A 23,820-nucleotide genomic window follows, 5' to 3' on the forward strand; every position below is an offset into this window, starting at 1 on the left:
ATTCGCTTCAACTCATGCAAAAAATGGCAGATAATAGCATTGATGTCATTGTTGCCGATCCACCATACTTTCTTTCCAATGGTGGATTTTCAAATCGTGGGGGAAAGAAAGTTAGCGTAGATAAGGGTGCTTGGGATCAAGTTAATGACAAATATGCAACCTCTGAAATTTTTAACGATTTGTTCTTGAAGGAATCTAGGCGTATCCTAAAGCCTCATGGTACCATCTGGGTATTTGGTAGTTTACACAACATCTATGAGGTTGGTTACTTGATGAAGCAACATGATTATCGTATTCTGAACAATATCACTTGGCAGAAATTAAATCCGCCACCGAACCTTAGCTGTCGAATGTTTACCCATTCTACTGAGACAATCATCTGGGCCAGAAAGTTTGCTAAGCAGAAGCACTATTACAATTATGACTTGATGCGTGAGTACAATCACGGCAAACAGATGAAAGATGTATGGTCAACACCTGTTATTAAACAATCAGAGCGCAAATTTGGACGCCACCCAACGCAAAAACCACTTGCAATTATCACCAGAATAATTGAAGCCTCAACTACCGAAGAAATGCTAGTACTTGATCCATTTGTCGGTAGCGGAACCACAGCTGTTGCCTGCCAATTACTTAATCGACACTGTATCGGAATTGATTTGTTACCGGAATACCTAGAGATCGCTAAGCGACGTATCCACAATGAAGAAGGAGCCCTATTTTAAATGTGTGCAACAAACTCAGAGTTAACCGAGATATCTCCCATCATCAAATGGGCCGGTGGTAAGAAAAGATTAGCGCCCCTAATCGAGGAGATGGTCAGTCAAAAATTTAATTTAGCTGACATTGACACCTACGTAGAGCCCTTTGCTGGTGGCGCCTCACTTTTTCTCTACCTAGCAACTAAGTATCGATTTAAGAAGCAAGTCATTATGGACATTAATCCAGAACTAATTAACTTATATATTCAAGTGCGAGACAATCTTCAGCCATTAATAAATGGCTTAGACCAGATTCAAGATGCGTACAATATCTTATCCGAAGAGCATGACTTAGCCGAGAAGAAAGCCTACTTCTACCAAATTCGAGAAGACTTTAATCACTCACTTCTTTTAGCCCAAGATAGTTCTAGTGAGCTCGGTTCCGAGCAAAATATCGAACAAGCAATCCGTTTTATTTTTCTCAATAAAGCTGATTTTAATGGTCTTTATCGGGTCAATTCAAAGGGCACTTTCAACGTTCCTTTTGGTCATCGAAAACAGCTCAATCTTTTTGATGTTGATAATCTATCCAAGTTCTCAAACCTCCTACAAAATACTGAAATTCTACTTGGAGACTACCGTGACACGCAACGTTTTGCTGGTCCTAAAACCTTCTTTTACTTTGATCCCCCTTATAGGCCACTTAGTGATTCCGCCAGCTTTACTAGTTATGCAAAATCAAGCTTTAATGACGATTCTCAAATAGAGTTGGCTACCTTTACTAAAGAGATTACGCAATCAGGCGCACACTTTGCTTTAAGCAATTCCGATCCGCATCAAAGTGATCCAAACGATAACTTCTTTGATGATCTATATGCTGATTTTGATATTCAGCGCATTCAAGCCGCTAGAATGATTTCAGCTCGCTCAAAGGGACGTGGGAACGTTTCTGAGTTATTAATAATCAACTAATTACTGGGTATACCAATGAGTTCACTAAAAGATGCCACTGTCGATATGACAATGGCATCTTTTAGTGAACTCATTTATTACCTACAGAGCATCACAATCTCACTTATCTCATCTGAGCTATGAAGTCCTCATTATCCTGGAAGTACTCATTCATGCTATCCAATATTTGCCTTTTATCATGAATGCCATACTTAGCTATATCTTGATAACAACTTTCAATTCCGCCTAACATATACTCATAGAAAGTTGACACGTTCGGTAGTGTTGCATATTTTTCACCATTCTTATTATTAGCAAAGGCCATATGATTCAACACTTGATCATATGGCTTATCTAGATTATCAAGTATTGTGAGTAGACCAAAGGCGTCATCATAGTCCGGACCCCATTTATTATAAGAAACTCGTGACAGCGTCCGACTAATTCCACTTCCATCATCGGTGACCAAAGGAATTCTATTTTTCTGCTCAAGACCGCGTAATGCCAGCATTGTTTGAATCTTGACGATACTTAAATCATCCTCTGCACTAAAGAAAGTATAAACTTCATTGTACTCTTGTGCATGATACTTAATCGTAATATCTGCGCTTTTCATATCTTCCAAAATATTGTCTCCTAACTATTAATAAATTCGCGAAGATCTGCCAAGTTAATACTATCAACTTGGATTCTATCATTGTCATCAACACTTAGCTGATAGGCACGACCAACATCATTCGAAATATTATCAAAAAGTTCCTTGCGTAATTGACGTTTAAATGACAAAAAAATTAACTGATCGAACTTTGTTAATATTTCCTTACTACTCAGATCGATATAATGTTCATCCACGTTCGACAAGGCTGCATCCATAATTATTCCGTTTTGAACACCATCAAATTCCGAATGTTCTTGAATAGTCTGTAACAGCGAACTTAAAAATGACAAATAAACTAACACTGTTTGACCGGTTGAAGGAACATCGGTTATTTCAGTCCATTGATTTACCTCACCAATCGTTTGTTTGCGATATAGGCTCAATTTATACTCCGACGTTAAAGTCACCTTATACTCAGGACCCATTACATTTCCCACAACTGTTTTCAAATTATCCTGGATGGATTTTATTGCAATGCTTTCCTTTGTAGCGAACTCAGCTTGCACTTCATCCCGAAGATTTTGAAGACCTCTTTCTGCACTGAAAACACGTTGATTATAGTCCATATCCTTCTGCATCTTTAACATAATTTTACGATTTTTGCTAATTTCCTGTCTTGAATTCTCAATTTCAGTTCGATAGCGCTCTACTTTTACCTTATAGTTTCCAAGAGTTTTTTCCAACACATTTATATTCGTTTGCAAACTCTTTCTATTATTTTTCTTCTCCTTTTCTTCAACACTTTTTCCAATGTCTTCTTGCTTAATTTCTAATCTTTTAATTTCATTAAGATATCCAATTCTTTTCTCGATAAAGCTCTCAAATAAATCAAATTTTTGAGTTCCATCCTCCTTAGCTCTTCTTAATAAAGTATGTATATTTGATACATGAAAGGAATTATCATTCGGTAAAACCACCAAATCTTGAAGATGCCGATGTATTTCAGAACCATCTTCAACCGGCCGACCACAAATACAAATCTTCCGCTCAAATATTTCTTTTATGACGCGTTCGTATAAGCCGTCGAAGAAAACACTTTTTTCCTTTGATTCCTTTCCGCGATCTCTAAACTCCACAAATGATTGAAAATGTTTAGCTAACTCAATCTCATAATATAGTTTTTTTGCTACCTTGCTTTCCTTCGACAGACTATTTTTCACCTTCTGGTTCTGTATCTCAATATTTCCCGCAACAGAATCCAAATCTTTTATGAGCGCTTTAATCTCATTAGCTTTACGTTGCGTCTTCCTTTTATCTTCAATATCAGTCGACAGCTGTTCAATATATTTTTCGTGCTCAGACTTTTGCTTTTCGTCCTCCGAAATTAAATCATTTAACTCATTTTCGCGTTCTAGATAATACTTACTCTCCTCTGAAGCTGGTCTTTCCTTAGCTTTTATTTTCCCAATTATAGAACTTTTATGTTCGCTATCCCCTAAAAGTTTCTGTGCCCGTTCCAAACGATTTAAACCAACGACGCCAGTAATTGATTCTTTTAATGAATTTTGAAATTCTTTTGAATTTATTGGCTGTTCTACTCGCTCTCCATCAAACATATAGATATGTGCCAATCCTAATGGCATCATTTCCTGTATTCTAACACGAGCCTGCGACTTATCGATTTCATGATAAGCAGTCGCTCCTCCATCCTCCCACAATTCGAAATTGCTTTCTTTATTCTTTGCTCCAACCTTCCCTTTACGTTTAATAAAACCAATTTCCCTAGTGGCATAATATTTTTTATTTCCTTCAGAAAAGTAAACAGTTACAGAAACTGTTGCAGATCCTCCTTCTGTAAGTTCTGAGCTGATAGTTCGGTTTAACAATTTTTCCGGAGCTGGTAGTTTAAGCACATTAGCACTTTGTCCAAAAAAGCAAAATCTGAATGCTTGGAGTAAAGTCGTCTTTCCAACACCATTCTCAGCAATCACAAGTGTTATTTTTCCATCAGTACGGTCAAAATTCAATGTAATCTTCCCATAATATTGACGGAAATTTTGAATAACTATTTTATTAAATATCATATTCCCTAGCCACCTCATGCACAATTTCGGAAATTACCTGAGCATCAATTATTCTTTGTTCACTATATAACTGTTCATTAACTTTCTTTAACAACAGCTCCCTTATTTTTCCTCTTTTTCCTTGTTCTTTCAAATCCTCATCTTCAGCTTTTTCCAATCTAATCTTCCTCTCCGATACCATATTTTTCAAACCATTCACCATATTCTTTAGACAACGCATCATAATTTATTGCATCTTTGGCATACTGATACACACGTTTCAACTCCAGATGATTAATCGAGTCATAACCATCCTCATTTGATAAAGCCACCATGTCGTACAATATCGCTTTGGTCTTTCCTGGAGATGTTCTTAATAATCTTCCTCTACGCTGGATACATTCCCGCGGATTTCCCGAACTAGCTAACACAATCCCTGTCCTTATCTCAGGGATATCTACACCCTCATCTAAACATTTAATTGCAACCAATGTTGCCACATTACCCTTTCTAAATTGCTCGATTCGCTGTTTTCTTTCATCTCCATCTTCACTTTGCGTATATTGAGCAGCCACAATATTATTTTTACTTAACATTAAATTTACAGCATTGAGCTGCCTGAGATCATCATCTTGATTTGCTTCAACTGTACTACTTACTTTGGTTGCACCACAGTAAACAAGTGTATATTTCAAAGGACCTATACTTTTAAGGAGTGCCTTTAATTTGACCAGCTTATCACTCGCACCATAAATAACTCGGGCCCGCTTGAATAATTGCATTTGCGCCGCCTGCGACAAGTTCTTCATTTTCACTTCGTCATCATTGCCCATCATTTTTACAAGTTTATGTGAAATCTCACGATACTCGCTCAATTCACTCTCGGTTAAAGTAACTTCGATAGGATGATACTCGTATGGTACCAAAAATCCATTATCAATAGCTTTCTTCAATGAATACGACGCAATTACGCCATTAAAATAACTCATTAATTTCTGAGTTAGCTCCTCTGACATGTATACCTCTGGGGTAGCTGACAAACCCAACCGCCACTCAACGCTTGGTAAAACACCTAATATCGCATCTGTGGCTAATCGATGGCACTCATCGGCTATAAAAACGTATGAGTCCTTCAGTCTCTTCAACTGCGCTTTCATCTTGTCAGACTTAAATGAGGCAATGGTTGCTATGATTACAAAACTATCAATGTGCTCTTCTTGCCATAGTTGCCGCATGTCTTTCAATTTTACATGCCACATTGGGTTTTCTGAGAAACATTTTACAGTCTTAAATTTAAGACTTTCGAGTTCCTGTTCCCACTGATTGACCAATGATTTGTCAGGAACAACTAAAACAAAAATGCCTCTTTTTTCAATGTTCAAGTATTTCTGCATACACAAAATTGCAGTTTTAGTTTTTCCTGTCCCAGTTGCAAAAGAAATTATTCCCTTCTTGCTTTCAATCCATTTTTGGGCCGCCTCTAATTGGTAATCTCTGGGGGTGAAATTTAACCCTTGTTCACTCTCATGACAACGTTCTACATTCCTCTCTCCTTTTAATTTTCTATATAGATCATCATATGTACTATTGGATTCTAATGATTTAAAAACTTCTTGGTCAACACACTCTTGTAAATCCAATGTATCATACTTCTTTATTTCTCCTTGCCAAAGTTTAGTAAAATTTTGCTCAAGATCATCAGTAAAAGCCTTTTGCCCACCATCCCAGGACTTCATTACCATAAATGATTCGTAGTTTAGAGATACTGCTGAAGATGTTTCATTATTTGATCCTTCAAATCCAATACTATTATCACCAGCATCATAAAATATGCCAAACTTGTCGTGAAAGAGTCCAATATCACTTGTAGGCTCAATAACTCTTACTTCAAGATAGTCATCTGCAATTAATTTATACAATAATTCGGCTGAAGTACTCGTCTTTTCATCGGATTTTTTGAATACACTGAACAGCTCTGTTATAGATTGTTTAATTATTTTTGTAGGATTTGTAGCTTGAATTAGGGCACGACCATCCTCCATAGATACCCATGGGGAAATGACCAGTCGCATTTTTCCACCATGCTGAATAAAACTTTCTAATCCCATAATATATTCCACCAAAATCGATGAGGTAAAGTAACCTGAGGCACGATCATACCTTTTAGCAACCGCCAGTATAGGATCGTAAAATTCACTAATAATATCCTGTTCAGGACTTGTATACCTCACCCCAATACCATTCATTTCATCAATAAAGCTTGCCATTTGATTTTCCTCTTAACTAGTTATCAATTTCATAATTGCTGACTCCAATTATACTACACGCCTTCGCTTCAAAGGATACCTATCTTTTTTATGTTCTCTCAGAATTAGCATTACGTACTAGGAAATACACTTAAAAACCAACCCTACCTAGTTATCCGCGCCTTACTAAATTGTTTACCTCAAAGTCTAAAAAAATTCACGATTAGCGACCATACTGAGCGCAACTTAAATTGGGAAGGATGATTCTGATGCAAATCTTTGATGTCACCGATGAGCGCTTTCGCCCATACGGCCGAATCGTTCACGCTGGTGACCTGGATGAACTGCTCACCAACCTCGCTGCCGTTCCCTATCCTGCTGAAAAGATGAAGGCCGTGGCCAACAAGACCTCCCTCGCCGATACCAAAGCGGCCCACCGGTTAGAGCAAACCTTCTTCGGTGGCCTGCCGACCGAGACCGGCTACTGCATCGGGCACAATCACCTTCTGAACGGTCTCGAATTCCACAGCAGTTCTGAAATTAATCTCGCCGCCACCGACCTGGTCCTGCTGTTGGGCAAACGCCAGGACATTCATGACGACCTGACCTACGACACCGACCAGCTGGCAGCCTTCCTGATTCCTAAAGGCACGGCCATCGAGATCTACGCCACCACCCTGCACGGTGTGCCCTGTGAGGCGCCCGGCCAGGATGGCTTCCGTTGGCTGGTTATGTTACCAGCCGGCACCAACCGCGACCTGGAATTTTCCGTCAACCATGACGACCCCCTGAATCGGCTTCTCTTCAAGACCAACACGTGGCTGATTGCCCACCCGGACGCGTCCATGGATGGCGCCTTCGTGGGTCTCGTCGGCGAGAATCGACGCGTTTAATCCAAATTTCTCAATAAAAAATCGTGAACTGAATGCATCCCAGTCCACGATTTTTTCTATCTCCATTTATCAAAATTCTAATTCAACGTTCCTTCAATCGTCGCCACATCGCCCTGCCCGTCGCGTTCCACGATGGCCGTGATGGCCGCGGTAATCCCCCGAACGTCATCCGCCAAGGACAACGACGGTTGGCCTGGCCTAGTCGTCACTTGACTGGGGAGAAACGGAATGTGCATGAAACCCGCCCGCAACTGCGGAAATTCCGTGGCGCGCAGGTACTGGACCTGGTACATGATGTGGTTGCAGACGTAGGTCCCCGCCGTGGTCGACACGCTACTCGGCAGCCCCGCCGCCCGAATGGCCCGGGCCATCGCCTTGACCGGCAGTTGGGTGAAGTACGCCGCGGCCCCGGCCGCCTGAATTGGCTGATCAATCGGCTGTTGTCCAGCATTGTCCGGAATCCGCCCGTCATCCAGATTGATGGCGACCCGCTCCGGCGTCAAGGCCGCGCGCCCACCGGCCTGGCCAATATTTAACACGACATCTGGTTGTTCCGTCAAAATGGCCTGCCGCACCACCGTCGCGCATTTGCCAAACACCGTGGGAATCTCCAGCTTCACGATTGCCGCGCCCGCAATCTCATCCGGTAGCTGCTTGACCGCAGCAATCGCTGGATTCATGGGCTCGCCGCCAAATGGATCAAATCCTGTGACTAAAATTTTCATCTAGTTGGCCTCCTTATTATGAGTATTTGATGAGAATTATACGCCAGTTCAGCCAAAATTGTGTAAAAAACTCAGGCAACCGACACAATGTCCGGCTACCTGAGTTTTAATTGTCTTATTTCACAGCGTCAATCACAAACAACCGTGAGCTAAAGTCCGCCGACTCCTCGACACCCTCGGTTGAAGCCAAAAGATGCGGAATGAACAGCCCAGCGTGCATCAGCTCATCGCCGTAGTATACGTGCTGGTCACCAGCCACCCGATACTGTTGGTCGGGCACCAGTCCCCGCAGGTACAGGCGGTTATAGGCTGGGTTCGGCCGGTTTAAAATTTGGTAGCGCGCCGCAATGGCGTGTTGGCCGTCGGAACTGACGACCGCCCAGCTGCCCACGTTGCCATCCCCGGTAAAGGGATTGTCGATCCGGTAGAACGTGCCTTGCTGGAACAACTCGCGGTGTTGCTTGTAGAACGCCACCTGTTCCTTAATGGCCGCCTTCTCCGCTGGCGAACATTTTGTCACGTCCAGCTCGTACCCCAGGTCGCCAAAGTAGGCCACGGCCGCCCGCGTTTCAATCGAGGTGATTCGCCCAGTCTGGTCGTTTGGTACGGCCGAGACGTGCGCGCCCATCATCGCTTGCGGGTACCCGTATGAGGTGCCGTACTGAATCCGCAGTCGCTCGATGGCATCGGTATCGTCGCTGGTCCAGGCTTGGGGCGCGTAGGCCATCATGCCCAGGTCGAACCGGCCACCACCGGAGGCACAAGATTCGAACAGGACTTCTGGATAGTCCGTGGTCAACCGCGCGTACAGCCGGTAAACGCCCAGCATGTAGCGGTGCGTGAATTCCAGTTGCTGGTAGGCCGTCAGCGTGGCGCTGTAGGCTTCCGTGATGTTCCGGTTCATATCCCACTTGATGTAATCCAAATGGGCCTCCACAATCAATTTACTAATTTTGCCATACAAGTAATCGACCACGTCCGGGTTGGCCATGTCGAGCACAAATTGGTTCCGTCCCGGCGTCTTTTCCCGGTGCGGCGCCACGACCAGCCATTCGGGATGAGCCCGGTACAGGTCACTATCGACCGAAATCATTTCCGGTTCGAACCATAAGCCAAACTTGAGGTCCATGCCATGGATCTGTTCGGCCAGGTGGGCAATGCCGTTCGGCAACTTGGCGGCGTAAACGTCCCAGTCCCCTAACGACGTGGTGTCGTCGTCCCGGTGGCCGAACCAACCGTCATCGAGAACAAACATTTCAATTCCCAATGCCTTAGCATCGCTGGCAATCGCCGTCAGCTTAGCTTCATCGAAGTTAAAGTAGGTGCCTTCCCAGTTATTGATCAACACGGGACGGGGTTCTTGCGCAAACCGCGGATTGACCAGGTGATGCTGGTAGAAGGTCCCCATCTGCTGGCTCAGTTGATTCAGGCCGGCCGACGTGTAACTCAGGATGGCTTCCGGCGTTTGGAAACTGCTTCCCGCCGTCAGATGCCAGCCAAATTCCGTCGGGTTGATACCGGTCAAAACCCGAGCGGCCCCGTAGGAATCCACCTCAATTTGATCCAAGAAGTTCCCGGAGTAGACCAGGTTCAGGCCAATCGCTGACCCCTGATCTTCGGTCGTTTCGGGTCGTGCCAAGGCGATGAAGGGGTTCTGTTGCGGACTGGATGCGCCCCGCAGGCTACCAATGCTCTGGGTGCCGCTATGTAACGGCGACCGCACCAGATGGCGCTCCCGGGCCCAGCTCCCAGAGAACTGGAGCAAGTCGTACTTGGCATCCGGTAGGTCCAGCTGCAGGCTCAGGGCGCGGTCCAGCATCACCGTCTGCTCGCCCTGATTGTCGAATTTAGCACTCCGCACAATCACGTCTTGGTTGGGGAATACGGCGTAGCTCAGCGTCAGCGTGACGCCATTGACCGCATCCTTCAGGGTCACCAGCAACGTTTGGGCGCCGTCTTCCGAATCATCAAAGGTCGCTGGCAAATCAACTAGTCGCTGCTTACCATCAATAATTTCATAATCCTGATACTGAAATTCACTGATACGGCTGCCATCCGGTCCGGTAATCTGAAACGCCGGGTCCCGATAATCGCCCTTACCCAGGCTAGCAAATTCCTGCTTCAGCGTTTCCGGTTGAAAATCTGGTTTATCCAACCGCCAGGCCGGCGCGGCCCCGTGAACCTCGCGGACCATCAGCTCAGGATAAGCGGCTTGGTCGTGGATGCGTGGGCCGTAGTACAGTTGACCCAACTCCCCATTTTCCATCACATGAAAAACATAACTACTGTGGGCCGTTTGCAGGTGAAATTGGTGCTGGTTAACTAAGATTGACATAATTGTGCTCCCTTCAATTGTTTTAACCTCTGTACATATCGTAGCATATTTTGTAAGCGTTAACATCCCAAACCGAACAACGCCTGAGTGACCCAACAATGACCACCGTCGTTCAGAAATCGGTCCGGTTCCCGCTAGCCAGCGTCGTATCAGTGGACAAGTTGCCCACTAAATGCTAAGCTATTTTTCAGCGAATTGTGGCGATAACGCTGTTATATCAAGCATTCAGCGGTAACCGTGACCACTCGAAGATAAACGTAATAGGCGCTTTGCACACCGGAGGAATAATTTTGACAAACGAAACATTTTTACTGAACGCCATTCAATGTGCCTCACTAGACCAACTCATGGGTTTGATTGGGACTTACTTAGAACAACCCGTCTCCATTGCGGACCAATCCGGCACGATCATTAGCCAGAGTCCGGCCGCAATCACCCAACCTGATCAGCCACACACCCGGACCCTGTTAGATTCCCAAGCCCTACATCCCTGGTACCTGGTCCGGTCGCAAGCTCAAGTCATCCCCGCAGACCAACTGCAGCTTGTCTTGCGGGTCATCAACAGCTTCACCGACCGGTACGCACTCAATCCCAATCACCGTGAGGTCAACGCGGTGCTGGCACAGCTCTTACAGTCGCCCGCCCAAACGGATACGCATCTGCTCCGGTCACTGATCACCGACAAAATTGTCTGCGTCACGGTGGCCGCCGAACCGGGAACCGCCAAGCCGGCCGAGCTGGTGACCGCCCTACAGACTTTAGCGGCGCCACTGCCCCTGACCGAAACGCCAGCCGGCTTGGTCCTGCTCCTGTCAGCCAGTCATCTGCCCCAAACCCAGGCCGTTTTGACCAAGCTGGGCAAACAGACCCATCACGTTTTCTTCATTTCCGAGCCCTACGAAGATGTGGCCCAGACGCCAGAATTTCTCAGCATCTGTCGCCAGGCCGAACAGATTGCGCGGCGCTTAGGGACGGTCACGGTGCTCAACCCCACGCAAAAGTACAACATCTACATTATTTTGGACCACGTGGATAACGGCGCTCTCTTGAAAAATACCATGTGCACGCAGCTACTCACGTTACGGCACTACGACGAGGCCCACCACGCCGCGCTTTTCCACACGCTGGCCGTCTATTTGGAAAACGACTGCCACGTCACCAAGACCGCGGCCAAGCTCGACTTACACCGCAACAGCCTGGGCAAGCGACTCACCAAGATTCAAGCCCTGATTGACATCGACTTTGACAATCCCGACCGGACCTTTGGCATGCGTCTCAGCTACCGGCTGTTCAATTACCTCGCACTCTAATCACGAAAGGAACCTGACTCATGGCATTAACGCAACTTAACTTGGGGAGCGAACTGGGCCTAGAGGTGCTCCACCAACGCTGGTACGCCTTGATTCTGTACCAACTTGACCCCGCTCCCACGGATTTCATGGAACTTCGTCGGACCGTCCGCGGCATTTCCACGTTCAACCTCTTGCTCCGGCTGAAAAAACTGACCGAGCTGGGCCTGATTGAAACCATCCCCGAGGACGACTACAGTTACCGGCTGACTACTGACGGCGCCACGTTTCACGCGATTTTGACGACGCTGGAGGATTGGGGCAATCTGCAGCTGACGCGGGAACTTTCTCGCTAAATTCCAGTTCAACATCCCATTTGAATACGCCAAAAGCGGTTGGTAAATCACATGCCAACCGCTTTTTTGACGTCATTTTTACTTGTCACTCTCGTCCTTGTTCCAAGTCTTTTCCAGTTCATTCACAATTTCCGCATGCTTTTCTTCAGTAATCTTGACCTTCTTCAGGAAGATGAACGTCCCAATCAGCACGGCAATCGCTGGTCCGACCACCATGATCAGCTTAAAGGTCATGACGTTGCTGGCGGTAATGTCGGTCACTTTGGCATTTCCAGACATCCCGGCAAGCACGGCCGTCATCCCGGTAATCCCAGTAACCACGGCGCCGGCACACTTATCAATCAGCGGACGCACGGAGAGAACCAGTGATTCGTCCCGGTGCCCCAACTTCAGTTGCCCGTATTCCACGATATCGGTGAAAGTCATCAGCACAACCAGGAAGATCAACGGTTGTGGCAGGTTAAACAGCGCACCCGCTAAGATAACCAGCCAAACGTTCTTGTCGGCAAAGGAGAACAGCGCCAACGCCACTAAGAGAATCACGATACATGAGACAAACACGTTCCGCCGCTTAAATTTCTTGGCTAAGGCTGGGAACATGGAAACGGCCAACAGACCGATCACCATGTTGGCCATCCCCAGAATGGAGAACATGGCCGCGTGACCCAGCACGTAGGTGAAGTAGTACAGCATCAGGGAATTGGTCAGGTAAGCGCCCATCCCGTAGAGTAGGTAGGCAAAGGATAACCACATCAATTGATCATTGTGGACTAACACACCGAGCACTTGCTTGAAGCCAGTTTCTTCCTTGTTTTCCCGCAGTGGTGATTCCACTTCACGGGTCCCAAAGCCAATAGAAAGCGCTCCCAAAATTGCGATAATGGCAGCAATGGCGGCATAGATAAACCACCCACGGGAGTCCCCGGTTCCCCCTTCATTACTCTTAGAGAAGAAGAGGATGACCGGAATAATGGTCACGGTCACGATGGTCCCACCTAAGGTTGAGCCAATCCGCGCAATGGTCGCGGTCTTTTCCCGTTCCAGGGAATCGAAGGACAGTGCGGGTAACATGGACCACAGACCGATATCTTTGAATGAGAAGAAGATATCCATGATGATGTAAATAAAGGTAAAGACAAACAGGTACATGAATGGACTTTCCGTCAGACCCCAGAGGTTACTGAACAGAAGCATCATGCAGACCCCGGAAATCAAGGTCCCAATGATCACCCATGGCTTGAACTTTCCCCATTTGGTATTCGTCTTATCAATCGTGTTCCCAATGAAGGGGTCGATGAACAGTTCGGCGATCCGCAGAACAAAGATGATGGTCGTCATAATCCCGATCATCCGGTTGTTGGCGGCGGTATCACTGCCGTTGAACAAGTGATTGGTCACGAACATAATAAAATAGCTATTCATGACTTGATTAAATAAATCGTGACCAAAGGCCCCAAAGGCATACGTGGTTCGCGTTAAAATTTTATTTTGGTTGACGTTTTGTTCCATTTCCATGCTTTCATCCTCGATTCTATCAATTAATTACAGACGCCGATAAGCGGGTAAACTACGCAATGTTACAGGCAGGTCCACTTCAGCCGGACCGGTGATGGTTGCGGCGGTCTCGTCCGTCACGGACTGCCACTGCCCTGCTGGGAAATACACGGACTTGGTCGTCGCGTGGGCTTCCAAGACTGGCGCTACCAGTAAGGCCGGGCCAAGCTTAAATTGGGTCTTCAGGTAAGCTTGGGGCGTCTCTGGATGGTCATAGGCCATCGTTTGCACAATAGGTTCCCCTGTCTTAGCGGCGTGTTCCGCTAATTTAATAATGGTGGGTGCGAATTGCTGATGCAGGTCAGCCGTTTGCCGACAAATGTCTAGGTGCTCCTGATCTAAGACCCGCCACGGTGCCAGGGAGAATTGCATCATTGGCATCAACGCGGAGCACTGTGCCGAGCGCACGATGAGCTCTTGGTCGAAGGTCTCGAGGGATTTCAGACTGCCAATCTCCCCGCCACCGATCATGTCCGGACAACTGAAGTAATACCCCATCAGCCCTTGTGCAATGGTATCCGGAATCAATTCGGACAACCCCTGCTCGCCCCAGGCGAATTGCTTATCCTGTAAGCGGTTTACCAGCGGTGCGCCTTGATTCTTGTAGAGGGCCCGGAATTCATTGTAAGGGAATTCCTTGCCAAACTTGCCCCACAACTCAGTCTGCTGGACCGGGGATAAATTCATGTGGGACACGTCATCGTCCCGGTAGAAGTAGCTATCGCCGGCATCTAATTTGAACCCGTCCACCCCAGTGGTTTCCTGGAGATTTTGCAGCGTTTCCTTGAACCACTGATAGGTGGCCGGATTGCTGAGATCCAAGATGGCGCTGTAGCCGTTCCACCATTCGCGAACGACCGGCTTGCCATCTGGGCGTTTCAACAGCATATCCCGGTCCCGTAAGTCGCGGAACTCTGGTGAATCTGGGCTGACAAATGGGCAGGCCCAGACCATCACTTTAAAACCCAAAGTATGTAGCTCCTGAATCATTGCCGGGGCATCCGGGAACTTACGCGCCGAGAATTCCCACCGACCATAGTAATCCGCCCACAAATCATCGATCATGATGATGCCGGCCGGAAAGCCATTAGCCACAATGCTGTGTGCATAAGCTAAGATGTCGGTCTGGTTCTGCTGGTACAACAGCTCCATCCAGGTATTCCACTGGGGAAGCTCGAAGAACTCTTGTGGTGGCAGACTGCCTAACTCAAACGTATGCTGAGCCAGCCACTGCTGTGACCCCTTGAGACCGTCATTGCCCGCAACTAATTTGACATGGTCCTGCGTGACAACGCTCAAGCGGTCCCCACTAACTGTCAGTGAAAATGGCGTCTGACTGGTCAAGACGCGACCCTTGGACGAAACGAAGGCTGGCGCCACCTGATTGTACGTTTCCAGGTGGAACAGGTCTAACTTGTACGAACTCCCTTTGGTCAAGGGATACTGTGAGCCAGCAAAAATGTCGCCCCCATACCACTCCTCTCCGGTTAAAATTTCAATTTGAAGTGGTTGCTTTAGGTTGGTCGTTAATTCGTTGACAGTGATCATCACAAAATTCCTTTCCAATGCTAATTTTTAAAACCCGACTCCGCACACATCATATCGAATGAACAGGCAAAATAACAGTAAAGTGAATCGCTTTCATTTGACCCCCTAAGACATCCCCACCCCTAATTAGTTAAATCACTTACTTTACCGGTCTAAAACGAACGCTATGTATTGATTTCGTATGCTTTCTGTATCATTTTCATTAACCCTACTGACTTTGTAAACTAGGTCGGTTATGATGAAAACGTACCTGAAAATTGAAAATGACTCGACACGTTCAAGATGAAAGGCGGAATTTTCATGAAAATGCAACAACGCACCTGGACCCGCAAAGCAGCCGCGATGGTTTCCCTCGCAGCCGTCACTTTACCCCTGATGACCACGGTCGCCCAAGCCAAAACGGTGACGGACAACCTGGCCCCACAAGCTGCGCCTTACGGCTACTTCGTGGACACGTACCAAGCCAACGTCAGCAAGAACACGACCCAGCAAAACAACCCGGTCGTGGGTGAAATGGCTGAATTCTCTACATATTGGGCAGACGGCAAAAAGTTAAATGAAGGCCTGTTGGCCCAAAACGTGGCCAAGGCTGCCGATATCACTCAGCATAGAAACGATGCCGAGGCTGAACGGTCCTACCTCACCGACCGGCGGGACCTGCGCTACAACCTGATCTCCGGCCTGGGGCCTTACGCCACCGCCTTCGTCAAGAACGCCGACGCCCAAACCGATTTCACCTCGATGCCTAGCGAACCGCTTCCCGCCAACGCCCCTTACAGTAAGGTCAACTGGGCCTCCACGACCTCAACGCTGGGTCCCCTGGTCCAACTCGTGAACACCACGGCCCGCTCCCCATTCTCCGGCACCGGTGTCGTGAAGCACGTGGTGAAATACGTCCGGCCTTACCGCCAGAGTGATCAAGTCAAGGTCGTGCCCGCCCTGTCCAAGGTCATGGCTGCTGCTAAGGCTGACGACTACGACTTCCCTAGTGGTCACACGACCGCTGCATTTGAAAGTGGTCTGACACTGGCCTACGCCGTGCCTGAACGCTTCCAAGAACTGCTGACACGTTCCTCCGAAGTTGGCTACGACCGGGTTCTGGCTGGCCGACACTCCCCACTCGCCGTTATGGGTGGCCGGATGGTCGGGACGGCCATGACCGCCGCAACCTTGAACGATAGCAATAACCGCGACCTCATGAAGCAAGCCTACCAAGTGGCACACTCCGATGCCCTGCTCGGTAGCAAGGACACGACCGCCACAGATACCTTCAGCGATTACCAAACGAACCGCGACGCCTACCGTTTCCGGATGACTTACGGCTTCAACCAAACCGGCGACACGACCCAAGCGATGCGCGTGCCGAAGGGTGCCGAAGTTCTGCTGGCCACTCGCCTGCCTTACTTAAGCGATACCCAACGCCGCGACGTGCTCTACACGACGGGCATGCCTTCTGGCTACCCCGTGATGGACGACGCTGAAGGCTGGGGTCGGTTAGACCTCTTCTCTGCTGCCAATGGTTACGGTGCCCTGAACGACAACGTCACCGTCAACATGGATGCCAAGCAAGGCGGCTTCAACGCTAAGGACAACTGGCGTAATGACATTGCTGGCCAGGGTCAACTGACCAAGCAGGGCTCCGGTCGTCTGGTTCTGAGCGGCCACAACAGCTTCAACGGTACGACTTTGAAGGCCGGGAAGTTGGAACTCGCGAACGCAACCGCAGCCGGTACCGGTAACGTTAAGTTGTCCGGTGGTGTGCTGCAACTCAGCACGGCCAAAGTTACCGTCAAGGGCAACTACCAACAAAAGGCGGGTCAACTGAAACTGGCCCGTAACGCCCACGTCACCATCAAGAAGACGGCCAAATTGGGTGGCACTTTGAAGCTGACCAAGGGGAGTCTCAAGAGTGGCACCAAGCTCCTGACCTTCCACAAACGGACGGGTAAGTTCACCCACGTTTCTGGTCTGCCTAAGGGCTGGCACATCAGCTACACCAAGCACGCTGTTAAACTCGTTAAGTAATTTTATCTAAGTATGACAAAGGGACCGCAATGACTGGTATTGGCCAGTTGTTGCGGTCCCTTTTGTATTACGTGTCCTTTACTTTTTAGTGTTCATTGTGATCGACAACGATTAGCTCAATCTGCCTACTTGATCACTTGCACCAACTTGGCGTTAGCTGTGACATACCCGTTGGCAACCTTATAACGCTTGGTTCCATTGCGACTGTAATCCCAGCCCTTAACCGCCAGCTTAGTTCCCTTCCGGTAGTGCTTAAGCGGATGCTTCAGGTTAACGTCACGATAACGATTGACCGGGGTCTTGGTCTTAATGGTCTTAGGCATCGTCACCCGACCACTTTGAACCAGCTTCCGATTAGCCGTAATGTAGCGGCCATCCTTCAAGACATAACGCGTTGTTAAATTGTGAGTGACCTTTTGAACGACTGTCAGCGTCTGACCTTGACGGTAGTGTTTGGTCCGCCGGCTAAGATTTTTGCTCTTGTAGGCATTCACCCCACCAGGCGCAATGATGGTAATCTTAGCTGGTTTCTGTTGGTAATAGGCCGACTGCACAAACGCTGACTTGGTCGTTACGTAACCCGTTTTGCCATACGTCTTTGACTCATGGTTAACGTCCTTAACCAGGTAACGCGGTGTGCCCTTCGTCGATTGTGCATAACCAACGACTTCAAACATTGGCCGATAGATTCGTGGTTGTTTGGTGTACCAAGCTTGCCGCGTCTTGGTAGAAAAGTTTGGCGTCCGGTATAAACCAATCTTCTTTATAGCGTAGATGACAGTCGGACGTTTACTCGTTGGTTGATTAGTTGTCGCTGAACTGGATTCGCTGGTGACACTGCTTTCATTAGAACTATTTGCACTAGCACTATTCGAACCACTAGTATTCGTATCAGTTGTGTCTGTCATCCCCGCGATGGGAATCGTGTAGATTTGGGTGTAGGTAGCTCTGTTACTTGCATCAGTAACGGCAATCCGAATTTGAACCTTTTTCGCGCCTGCTGGAACATTGATAACTAGCGTATCATTATCAAGAAAATTATCAGGAAGCTTATCAGATGTGGTTGTGCCGCCACCAGGTACCGGTACCGTAAAGATCATGTCAGGGGAAGACTCAATAGCGCTTAACATACTTTCATACAAATCCTTTGGCGCCCTAATATAATATTTTGGCCCCTGAACTTGGTATTGATCTCCCTTAGCAATTTGATTCGTATCTAAAACATTAATTTCACTAAGATCTAATTTTACATCAGAAAATTCAAGAGTGTCTAAAGAATATTCAGCGATATTTTGCGGATATAATTCCCCAAAAAGTGTTTCTGAGCTATCTGAGTTTTCTTCATTGTGTCCATCAAAGTAATCTGGAATTCCCTGATAATATCTAATAGCTAAAGCACACCCTGTCAGTGAATCACTGGCATGACTATACTCAGTGAATACTGAGTACGGCACCTTAATAGTTGAATCCTTCATTGCCACCGGATCAAGGGTTTTCCCTTTGCCATCAAGGGTTAACTCACCAGCATCTAATGCCTGAATTTTGTCAGCGTTTTGGTCCTTTTCCTTAAAATCTGTCCAAGCAGTAAAGTCATTTAGCGAGTTACGATTGAGAATTAAATACTGAATTGTTGGCACAGCTGACACTTTTGAATCAATAGTACTTATGATCTCTAAAACGTTGTTCAACCCATCATTATCTGTTTTCTCATCCGCTTCATGATTACTTATGCCGTCGTTAGAGAACCCCAAGGCCTCTAGCTCGGACCCAGTAACATTATCCGTTAACAAAGCCGTTGTTATCGCAGTGATGTCAATTTTGCTCAAATTAATCTGATTATTTAAAAGCAGTCCGTTAAAATACTTTTCCACCTTCAACAATGATGCGTAATCCGTCAATTTATCCGAAATAGTCACCGTTAACTTGGCACTTGCGACCTCAGCCAGCGTGGAATCTTTCGTGAGCGGCTGGCCATAATTGGTTCCAGCTTTCAGAATCGCTGCTTTAACAATTTTGGCGTTCGTATCACTGTCTGGTAACGCATCATCTATTGTCGTCCCGCTATCAACTGTCGTGACGCTTGCCGTCGCATCCGTCGTCGCTGCCATGGCTGTAGAATTAGCGGTCAAACTAACGCCGCCTACACTAGCCAATGCCAGTCCCATCATTAATAAAGCCCTTACAATTTTTCTCCGTATTTTCATAATCTCCCTACCTCCAACCGAATCAGACTTTTCTTCCCCTGAAACTAGAACGTCACTAGCACCCCATTACGAACCGGCTTAAAAAATGCAAAAAAAAAACGGTTTTCGTGTTTAACCTATCCGCCCAGGTACTGTTTGTAACTTGACCTAACTATACCATTTTATTCGAACCATTTAGACCTTTTTTCACAAAAAAGACTCGTGATGAACATTCAGATTCTACAATCTGACAATTCATCACGAGCCTATGCACTTATTCCTTAAATTGAATCCGAACGTAATCCCGGTAAATCGGTAAGCTAGCCATCAGTTCCTGGTGCGTCCCGTTACCGCTAATGTGGCCGTCCTCAACGAAGTAGATGTTGTCCGCGTCCACGATGGTGCTCAACCGGTGGGCAATGATCAGCGTGGTCCGGCCCTTCATCAGTTCCGTCAACGCTCGTTGGACCATGGCTTCGGACTCGGAGTCCAAGCTCGCCGTGGCTTCATCCAACAATAAGATCTTTGGGTCTCGCAGGAAGGCACGGGCAATCGCCAGTCGTTGGCGTTGACCGCCACTTACCTTGACGCCCCGCTCACCCACCTGGGTATCCAGGCCATCCGCCATGTTGTGCACAAAGCCATCCGCAGAGGCCAACTGTAAGACGTGCCAGAGTTCGTCGTCGCTATAGCTTTGGTCCGCCCCATAGGTCAGGTTATGCCGGATGGTCCCCGCCATGATGGCCGAGTCCTGACTGACATACCCAATTTGAGACCGCCAGTCGCTCAGGTTAAACGCCTCAACGTCCTCGCCGCCAATGGTGACCCGTCCCTGTTGCGGATGGTAGTAGCGTTCAATCATCCCAAAGATGGTCGACTTCCCGCCACCGGACGGCCCGGCAAAGGCCACGACCGTGTTAGGTTTCGCTTCAAAATTTACGTCCCGTAAGACCGGTTGCCCGTCATCCTCGTAGGCAAAGTCCACGTGTTCCATGGCCAAGGTCTGGTCGGTCACGGACTGGGTTGGCCCACTGGTCAGGCGTTCTTCTGGTTCTGCCAGTAAATCCCGAACCCGTTCGGTCGAGCCGTTGGCCTTGGACAGGTCCGTAAAGAACCGCGCCAACGTACCGGCTGGGCCGATGATTTGGAAGAGGTACATCAGGAAGGAGAACATGGTCCCCATCGTCATGGTGCCGGCCGATACCCGCGCAGCCGCGTAGGCCAGGACCCCGACAAAGACCGCCAGCATGGCCGCCGTCATGGCGGGACCCGCGATGGAATCGTAAATGGCTTCCTTCAACCCAATGCGGTACAGGTCATTGATCTGGGTCGCCCCATTTTGCGTTTCGTACCCCTCAGCGTTAGACGACTTCACCAGTCGAATCTCACTCAGCGTTTCGTCCGTGGCGCCGCTAAACGTGGCCATGGCGTCCTGCCGTTGATGGCCAATTTTCCCGGACTGCCGCATGATGGGAAACATCACCAGCATGACAACGGGGACGGCGACGAACATGATGGTCGTCATCCGCCAATCCATCAGGGCCATAATCACTAGCGCCCCAACTAGTTGGAGTAAAGACGTGACCATCTGGGGAAACGAATTGGCCAGCAGATTCTTGATCTGCATGGTATCGTTGACCAGCCGCGAGGTCATTTCCCCGGTCTTCACGTTGTCAAAGTAGCTGACCCGCAACCGGACTAATTTTTGCCACAGGGTCTCACGTAACCGGGCCACGACATTTTCACCGAAGAACCCTAGAAGTGCGCCGGAGATAGCACTCACGACCGCACTCACAATAAATAACACAATCACCGTTATCAGCATGGGTTTGTTCAGTGCATGCCCTAGTCCGTTGATTAACGATTGGGCCAGCTTGGGCACCGCTAACTGCGCGCCCGTGGCCAGCAAGCCTAGCAACAGGCCGACCCACAACTGCCAATACTTCGGCTTCGTTTGCCGAATCAAGTGTAAAAATCCTTTGATATCAAACTTGCCAGCCGGCCGTTTGCGGGCGGTCGCCGGTGCTGCCATTCTGTGTTCCATCTCTCTTATGCCTCCAGCACTCTCTTAATTAGCGACGGTTGCTTACCAGCGGGGTCGCTGTCCCATGGGGCCCATACCGCGGTGGGGCCAGTTGTGGTGATTGGGCATGAATTCATCTAGTTTCAAATCGCCCACGTGGTGCGTCACCTTCGTCAATAGGTCACGCAGTTGCATTTGTTCTTCATCGGATAAACTGCCAAATAACTTTTCGGACCAATCATCGACGCGTTCATCATATTGGTCAAACATCTGGCGCCCCTGGTCGGTCAATTTAACAATGACGGCTCGCTTGTCGTTTTCACTCGGCACCCGTTCCACCAGTCCGGCATCCGCCAGCTTACTGATCCCGGCACTAACAGAACTGGGCCGGATATCTAACATCTCGGCGATATCCGCGTTGGTCAGCCCATTCTTGGCCTGATACAACAGGTGAAGTAGGCGCATTTGACCGCCCCGGCCACCAGGTCCCCCGTGGCCGCCCATCCCCGGCTGATGCCCCACGGACATGATGAAGGCTCGGTTCTGTAATAACTTGCCAAACGTTTGCATTAATTCACGACTTTTTTCACTCATCGAAAATGCCTCCTCGTTCTTGATGAGAATTATATTATCACGATAGTTAGTTTTTGTAAACTAAAACTAACTAGTTTTGAACTATTTATTTTTCCTAGGCAACACAAAAGGCCGTCCACGCCTGGACGACCTTGAATTTTGCAATTAAATTTGCGTGCCTAAGCCTTGCCCACAGCAAAGTACGTGCCCTCGGGATCCGGAAACCCAAAAGCCAGTTGGCCGTTGTCATCTACAATCGGTGTGGCCCCCGCCAGCTGCTCATGTAACGTTTCAAAGTTTTTACTGAAGAACATGAGTGACGGGACGTTGTCGAGCACCTCTGGCGAATAGGCCTGGATAATTCGGGTTTTATTCATCAGCCCACGTCCTTCATTTTTTGATTATTCTCAGTCTACCCGTTCGCCGAATCAAAAACAATTTAGGCAACTTGCCAAATAACCCTAGCTATTCCACCACAAAACAGTTATGATGGGTTATGCAGGTTTGCGCCTGCCTAGTTGCTCTGTACATTCCAGATGTAACCTATGGATCAACTAGTTGCCCTCATCTCGGATTGATGAGGGCTTTTTTGTGCGCTCAAGTTGAAAATCTGCGTTAATCTACTTCAGTCAATCGCCATCGCGTTCTCGTGCTTCATAGCTACCACACTCGCCAGTAACTTTTGCAGGACGCCCGCAAAGATGCCAATCACAGCGGCAATCCCCAATAAGATAAGGTTACCCAACAAAAGTCCCGGGGCATCTGCGGCCTGAACCCAGACGTAAACGACTGGTGATAAAAGGGCGAGTGTTGCTACAACACCGTACGCACACCATTTGATCCGACGTAACAGGTTAACGGCTGATTGCGAAAAAGCCGTTGCCGCGTCAATCGCCCGTAATAATCGATACGATTCCACGATGGCGGCGAACACAAACACCAGGCTCAGGTAAAGTCCTGCCCCCAGCAGCAAGCTCCAGCCACCAATCTTGGCGCTCACGACCCGGGTGACCACGGGCACCACGATGCCTGCCAATCCCAACACACCAATCGCTAAAATTGCCAAAACACCTTTCAAAAACCCCGTCTGAATTTTCATCCTGCCAGCCTCCTTTTGCCCATTATTATAGGCTGATTGTGCGATAGCCACTGCCTTTCGAGAAAATCCTAATTGCATCTTAAAAAACGCCAGTAAGGTCAATCCCTCACTGGCGTCATTTAGTCGTTAAGCTTAGCGATTCCACGATGCACTGTTAAAAATCCAGAACACGCCATACCGATCAATCACGGTGCCCATCTTGTTGCCCCAGAACTGCGTCTTGTATGGCACCTTCACGGTTACTTGCCGCGAGCCCACGACCCGCTGATACAGCTTGAGCAAAGCCGCTTCGGCTGTCGGATCCTGGCTATTGATATCCAGCATGACCGACACCTGATTGGAGGCCTGTGGTTGGTCGCCCGAGGCATCCGAGAAGCAGAAATTCAGGTCCATGATCTTGAACCCGCCGTAAATCGTGATGTCGGCTAGGTTCGTGTCCGGCGGGAGGTTCAACGCCTGGGCCTGTTGTTGATCCGGACTCAGCCGGTAAACCTCGGTCGCCCCAAAAACATCTTGGTAGTAGGCAACGGCCTCTTTCGCGTTGGCAAAGGAAAAATATGGTGTGGTTCTGGCATCCATCGTGAACATCTCCTTAATCGTCTTAACTTCATTAAACGAGTTGCCCGCCAAACTGTCAAGCAACATTACGTATTGACAG

20 protein-coding genes are annotated in these 23,820 nt (G+C 48.0%); 6 read left to right on the plus strand and 14 right to left on the minus strand.

Features of this window, described 5'->3' with window-relative positions; translation table 11 throughout:
* Nucleotides 1–14 precede the first annotated feature (14 nt).
* On the plus strand, nucleotides 15–725 hold the full coding sequence (locus JUF13_RS04470; RefSeq protein ID WP_203637962.1) for a DNA-methyltransferase: 711 nt from the start codon (nucleotides 15–17) through the stop codon (nucleotides 723–725).
* The gene (locus tag JUF13_RS04475; protein ID WP_203637964.1) at nucleotides 726–1,673 is read left to right on the plus strand and encodes a DNA adenine methylase; all 948 of its coding nucleotides are present in this window, start codon (nucleotides 726–728) and stop codon (nucleotides 1,671–1,673) included. It abuts the gene before it with no gap.
* A gap of 103 nt (nucleotides 1,674–1,776) precedes the next feature.
* Here the strand turns inward: JUF13_RS04475 and JUF13_RS04480 are convergent, their stop codons facing one another.
* The 4 genes from JUF13_RS04480 to JUF13_RS04495 are packed head-to-tail and all read right to left on the minus strand — an operon-like array spanning nucleotide 1,777 to nucleotide 6,580.
* Nucleotides 1,777–2,277, minus strand: a complete 501-nt coding sequence (locus tag JUF13_RS04480) for a hypothetical protein (RefSeq protein WP_203637966.1) — start codon at nucleotides 2,275–2,277, stop codon at nucleotides 1,777–1,779.
* An 11-nt stretch (nucleotides 2,278–2,288) separates the two neighbouring features.
* A complete protein-coding gene (locus JUF13_RS04485) occupies nucleotides 2,289–4,334 on the minus strand; it encodes an AAA family ATPase (protein ID WP_203637968.1) in 2,046 nt (681 codons plus the stop codon).
* Nucleotides 4,324–4,491, minus strand: a complete 168-nt coding sequence (locus JUF13_RS04490; protein ID WP_203637969.1) for a hypothetical protein — start codon at nucleotides 4,489–4,491, stop codon at nucleotides 4,324–4,326. The genes JUF13_RS04485 and JUF13_RS04490 overlap by 11 nt, the downstream gene beginning before the upstream one ends.
* 1 nt (nucleotide 4,492) lies before the next feature.
* Nucleotides 4,493–6,580, minus strand: a complete 2,088-nt coding sequence (locus tag JUF13_RS04495) for a DEAD/DEAH box helicase family protein (RefSeq protein WP_203637970.1) — start codon at nucleotides 6,578–6,580, stop codon at nucleotides 4,493–4,495.
* Nucleotides 6,581–6,828: 248 nt separating this feature from the next.
* On the opposite strand from JUF13_RS04495, the gene JUF13_RS04500 reads away from it, so the two are divergent.
* Nucleotides 6,829–7,452, plus strand: a complete 624-nt coding sequence (locus tag JUF13_RS04500; RefSeq protein WP_203637971.1) for a DUF4867 family protein — start codon at nucleotides 6,829–6,831, stop codon at nucleotides 7,450–7,452.
* Nucleotides 7,453–7,529: 77 nt separating this feature from the next.
* Here the strand turns inward: JUF13_RS04500 and pcp are convergent, their stop codons facing one another.
* Both pcp and JUF13_RS04510 read right to left on the minus strand, forming a co-directional pair.
* Nucleotides 7,530–8,177 carry a pyroglutamyl-peptidase I gene (gene pcp, locus JUF13_RS04505; RefSeq protein ID WP_203637972.1) on the minus strand — a complete coding sequence of 216 codons (648 nt, stop codon included), beginning with the start codon at nucleotides 8,175–8,177 and terminating at the stop codon, nucleotides 7,530–7,532.
* A 115-nt stretch (nucleotides 8,178–8,292) separates the two neighbouring features.
* A complete protein-coding gene (locus JUF13_RS04510; RefSeq protein ID WP_203637973.1) occupies nucleotides 8,293–10,512 on the minus strand; it encodes an alpha-galactosidase in 2,220 nt (739 codons plus the stop codon).
* Nucleotides 10,513–10,802: 290 nt separating this feature from the next.
* Here JUF13_RS04510 and JUF13_RS04515 point away from each other — a divergent pair, with 290 nt between their 5' ends.
* Together JUF13_RS04515 and JUF13_RS04520 are read left to right on the plus strand one after the other, a co-directional pair.
* A complete protein-coding gene (locus JUF13_RS04515; protein ID WP_203637974.1) occupies nucleotides 10,803–11,822 on the plus strand; it encodes a PucR family transcriptional regulator in 1,020 nt (339 codons plus the stop codon).
* A gap of 20 nt (nucleotides 11,823–11,842) precedes the next feature.
* Nucleotides 11,843–12,157, plus strand: coding sequence for a winged helix-turn-helix transcriptional regulator (locus JUF13_RS04520; RefSeq protein ID WP_203637976.1), 315 nt, complete (start codon nucleotides 11,843–11,845; stop codon nucleotides 12,155–12,157).
* A 78-nt stretch (nucleotides 12,158–12,235) separates the two neighbouring features.
* Here the strand turns inward: JUF13_RS04520 and JUF13_RS04525 are convergent, their stop codons facing one another.
* Both JUF13_RS04525 and JUF13_RS04530 read right to left on the minus strand, forming a co-directional pair.
* Entirely contained in the window at nucleotides 12,236–13,672 is a 1,437-nt protein-coding gene (locus JUF13_RS04525) for a glycoside-pentoside-hexuronide (GPH):cation symporter (protein WP_203637978.1), read from the minus strand.
* A gap of 27 nt (nucleotides 13,673–13,699) precedes the next feature.
* Entirely contained in the window at nucleotides 13,700–15,259 is a 1,560-nt protein-coding gene (locus JUF13_RS04530) for a glycoside hydrolase family 31 protein (protein ID WP_203637980.1), read from the minus strand.
* Between the two features lie 300 nt (nucleotides 15,260–15,559).
* Between JUF13_RS04530 and JUF13_RS04535 the strand changes: the two genes are divergently transcribed.
* Nucleotides 15,560–17,284 (plus strand): phosphatase PAP2 family protein, encoded by a 1,725-nt coding sequence (locus tag JUF13_RS04535; protein WP_203637982.1) that lies wholly within the window; start codon nucleotides 15,560–15,562, stop codon nucleotides 17,282–17,284.
* 125 nt (nucleotides 17,285–17,409) lie between these two features.
* Here the strand turns inward: JUF13_RS04535 and JUF13_RS04540 are convergent, their stop codons facing one another.
* From JUF13_RS04540 to JUF13_RS04565, 6 genes are all read right to left on the minus strand, one after another.
* Nucleotides 17,410–19,488 (minus strand): DUF5776 domain-containing protein, encoded by a 2,079-nt coding sequence (locus JUF13_RS04540; RefSeq protein WP_203637984.1) that lies wholly within the window; start codon nucleotides 19,486–19,488, stop codon nucleotides 17,410–17,412.
* Between the two features lie 253 nt (nucleotides 19,489–19,741).
* On the minus strand, nucleotides 19,742–21,511 hold the full coding sequence (locus JUF13_RS04545) for an ABC transporter ATP-binding protein (RefSeq protein ID WP_203637986.1): 1,770 nt from the start codon (nucleotides 21,509–21,511) through the stop codon (nucleotides 19,742–19,744).
* 42 nt (nucleotides 21,512–21,553) lie between these two features.
* Entirely contained in the window at nucleotides 21,554–22,084 is a 531-nt protein-coding gene (locus tag JUF13_RS04550) for a MarR family winged helix-turn-helix transcriptional regulator (protein WP_203637988.1), read from the minus strand.
* A 158-nt stretch (nucleotides 22,085–22,242) separates the two neighbouring features.
* Nucleotides 22,243–22,440: a VOC family protein gene (locus JUF13_RS04555; protein ID WP_203637990.1), complete on the minus strand. Its 198-nt coding sequence runs from the start codon at nucleotides 22,438–22,440 to the stop codon at nucleotides 22,243–22,245.
* Between the two features lie 248 nt (nucleotides 22,441–22,688).
* The gene (locus tag JUF13_RS04560; protein ID WP_203637991.1) at nucleotides 22,689–23,162 is read right to left on the minus strand and encodes a DUF2975 domain-containing protein; all 474 of its coding nucleotides are present in this window, start codon (nucleotides 23,160–23,162) and stop codon (nucleotides 22,689–22,691) included.
* Between the two features lie 132 nt (nucleotides 23,163–23,294).
* Nucleotides 23,295–23,741 carry a VOC family protein gene (locus JUF13_RS04565; RefSeq protein ID WP_203637993.1) on the minus strand — a complete coding sequence of 149 codons (447 nt, stop codon included), beginning with the start codon at nucleotides 23,739–23,741 and terminating at the stop codon, nucleotides 23,295–23,297.
* Nucleotides 23,742–23,820 lie beyond the last annotated feature (79 nt).

Origin of the sequence: Levilactobacillus wangkuiensis, assembly GCF_016861605.1 — a bacterium.
Lineage (GTDB): Bacteria > Bacillota > Bacilli > Lactobacillales > Lactobacillaceae > Levilactobacillus > Levilactobacillus wangkuiensis.

Excerpts from the sequence above, each read along its gene's own strand:
- JUF13_RS04470 (WP_203637962.1), top strand. The coding sequence starts at position 15 with ATGCAAAAAATGGCAGATAATAGCATTGATGTCATTGTTGCCGATCCA.
- JUF13_RS04475 (WP_203637964.1), top strand. The coding sequence starts at position 726 with ATGTGTGCAACAAACTCAGAGTTAACCGAGATATCTCCCATCATCAAA.
- JUF13_RS04485 (WP_203637968.1), bottom strand. The coding sequence starts at position 4,334 with ATGATATTTAATAAAATAGTTATTCAAAATTTCCGTCAATATTATGGG.
- JUF13_RS04495 (WP_203637970.1), bottom strand. The coding sequence starts at position 6,580 with ATGGCAAGCTTTATTGATGAAATGAATGGTATTGGGGTGAGGTATACA.
- JUF13_RS04500 (WP_203637971.1), top strand. The coding sequence starts at position 6,829 with ATGCAAATCTTTGATGTCACCGATGAGCGCTTTCGCCCATACGGCCGA.
- pcp (WP_203637972.1), bottom strand. The coding sequence starts at position 8,177 with ATGAAAATTTTAGTCACAGGATTTGATCCATTTGGCGGCGAGCCCATG.
- JUF13_RS04510 (WP_203637973.1), bottom strand. The coding sequence starts at position 10,512 with ATGTCAATCTTAGTTAACCAGCACCAATTTCACCTGCAAACGGCCCAC.
- JUF13_RS04520 (WP_203637976.1), top strand. The coding sequence starts at position 11,843 with ATGGCATTAACGCAACTTAACTTGGGGAGCGAACTGGGCCTAGAGGTG.
- JUF13_RS04525 (WP_203637978.1), bottom strand. The coding sequence starts at position 13,672 with ATGGAAATGGAACAAAACGTCAACCAAAATAAAATTTTAACGCGAACC.
- JUF13_RS04530 (WP_203637980.1), bottom strand. The coding sequence starts at position 15,259 with ATGATCACTGTCAACGAATTAACGACCAACCTAAAGCAACCACTTCAA.
- JUF13_RS04535 (WP_203637982.1), top strand. The coding sequence starts at position 15,560 with ATGAAAATGCAACAACGCACCTGGACCCGCAAAGCAGCCGCGATGGTT.
- JUF13_RS04540 (WP_203637984.1), bottom strand. The coding sequence starts at position 19,488 with ATGAAAATACGGAGAAAAATTGTAAGGGCTTTATTAATGATGGGACTG.
- JUF13_RS04545 (WP_203637986.1), bottom strand. The coding sequence starts at position 21,511 with ATGGAACACAGAATGGCAGCACCGGCGACCGCCCGCAAACGGCCGGCT.
- JUF13_RS04550 (WP_203637988.1), bottom strand. The coding sequence starts at position 22,084 with ATGAGTGAAAAAAGTCGTGAATTAATGCAAACGTTTGGCAAGTTATTA.
- JUF13_RS04555 (WP_203637990.1), bottom strand. The coding sequence starts at position 22,440 with ATGAATAAAACCCGAATTATCCAGGCCTATTCGCCAGAGGTGCTCGAC.
- JUF13_RS04560 (WP_203637991.1), bottom strand. The coding sequence starts at position 23,162 with ATGAAAATTCAGACGGGGTTTTTGAAAGGTGTTTTGGCAATTTTAGCG.
- JUF13_RS04565 (WP_203637993.1), bottom strand. The coding sequence starts at position 23,741 with ATGGATGCCAGAACCACACCATATTTTTCCTTTGCCAACGCGAAAGAG.